1 pseudogene is annotated in these 941 nt (G+C 52.4%); it reads left to right on the top strand.

The features are described 5' to 3' along the window. Positions 1 to 941, top strand: a pseudogene (locus tag KTH84_RS18965) (type I secretion protein); the annotation flags it as partial.

Below are 941 nucleotides of genomic sequence, written 5' to 3'. Positions count from 1 at the left end.
ACAGACGGCAGCTTCAATGCACAAGTGGCATTGGGAGCAGATGCAATCGATGGCACAGTCGTCAATGTTAACGGTACCAACTACACCGTGACAGCAGCTGATATTACCAACGGCTTCATCACCGCAGCGATTGCTGTGACAGGCGAAGGCCCAGTCGCGATCCATGCAGAAGCAGTTGATCCACAAGGTAACGTCGATGTTGCAGATGCAGACGTCACAGTCACTGTAGATACCTTACCTGCAGACCTGATCGGCGCGATCACGATCCCTGAAGACTTAAATGGCGACGGTATCCTGAATGCAGACGAGCTAGGTACAGACGGCAGCTTCAATGCACAAGTGGCATTGGGAGCAGATGCAATCGATGGCACAGTCGTGAATGTTAACGGTACCAACTACACCGTGACAGCAGCTGATATTACCAACGGCTTTATCACCGCAGCGATTGCTGTGACAGGCGAAGGCCCTGTGGCAATCCATGCAGAAGCAGTAGATGCGCAAGGTAACGTGGATGTTGCAGATGCAGACGTGACAGTAACGGTTGATACCTTACCGGCAGACCTGATCGGTGCGATCACGATTCCTGAAGACTTAAATGGCGACGGTATCCTGAATGCAGACGAGCTCGGTACAGATGGCAGCTTCAATGCACAAGTGGCGTTGGGTGCAGATGCAATCGATGGCACAGTAGTGAATGTCAATGGTGTGAACTACACCGTAACAGCAGCTGACCTGACCAACGGCTTTATCACCGCAGCGATTGCTGTGACAGGCGAAGGCCCAGTCGCGATCCATGCCGAGGCAGTTGATGCGCAAGGTAACGTCGATGTTGCAGATGCAGACATCACAGTAACGGTTGATACCTTACCTGCAGACCTGATCGGTGCGATCACGATCCCTGAAGACTTAAATGGCGACGGTATCCTGAATGCAGACGAGCT

Source organism: Acinetobacter sp. WU_MDCI_Abxb74 (assembly GCF_025513915.1).
GTDB lineage: Bacteria > Pseudomonadota > Gammaproteobacteria > Pseudomonadales > Moraxellaceae > Acinetobacter > Acinetobacter calcoaceticus_C.
The sequence above is the reverse complement of the archived record's forward strand: the minus strand, read 5'-3'. Positions and strand labels throughout refer to the sequence as shown.